The sequence below is a fragment of the Bradyrhizobium sp. USDA3010 genome (assembly GCF_056429065.1).
In genome coordinates, this window is sequence record NZ_JBWJZD010000131.1 from 1 (window position 1) to 822 (window position 822).

1 protein-coding gene is annotated in these 822 nt (G+C 65.6%); it reads right to left on the reverse strand.

All coding sequences use genetic code 11. The annotated features are described in order from the left end of the window. Positions 1–822, reverse strand: an 822-nt coding sequence (locus tag AC066Y_RS43255; RefSeq protein ID WP_478279140.1) for an ATP-binding protein, incomplete at both ends; no start/stop codon positions are given.

The following is an 822-nucleotide window of genomic DNA, read 5'->3' on the forward strand; positions in this document are numbered from 1 at the left end:
CGATGCCGGTGATCAGCTCGGTGACGGGATGCTCGACCTGCAGACGGGTGTTCATCTCCAGGAAGTAGAAGCTCTTGTCCTGGCCGGCGACGAATTCCACGGTGCCGGCGGAATCGTAGTTCACCGCCTTGGCCAGCGCGACGGCCTGCTCGCCCATCTTGCGGCGGGTCTGCTCGTCGAGCAGCGGCGACGGCGCTTCTTCGATGACCTTCTGGTTGCGGCGCTGGATCGAGCACTCGCGCTCGCCGAGATAGATCACGTTGCCATGCTTGTCGCCGAGGATCTGGATCTCGATGTGCCGGGGATCGACGATGAATTTCTCGATGAAGACGCGGTCGTCACCGAATGACGACTTCGCCTCGGCCTTGGCAAGGTTGAAGCCTTCGGCGACTTCGCTCTTCGAATGCGCGATGCGCATGCCTTTGCCGCCGCCGCCGGCGGAGGCCTTGATCATCACGGGATAGCCGATCTCGTCGGCGATCTGGACGGCGTGCTTGTCGTCCTCGATGACGCCGAGATGGCCGGGCACGGTCGAGACCTTGGCCTTGGCCGCGGCCTTCTTGGATTCGATCTTGTCGCCCATCGCGGCAATGGCGCCGGGGTTCGGGCCGATGAAGACGATGCCGGCGGCTTCCAGCGCGCGCGGAAACGCCTCGCGCTCGGACAGGAAGCCGTAGCCGGGATGCACGGCCTGCGCGCCGGTCTTGCGGCAGGCGTCGACGATCTTGTCGATCAGAAGATAGCTCTCGGCCGCGGCGGGCGGGCCGATCAACACGGCGTCGTCGGCCATCTCGACATGCAGCGCGTCGCGGTCGGCCTCGG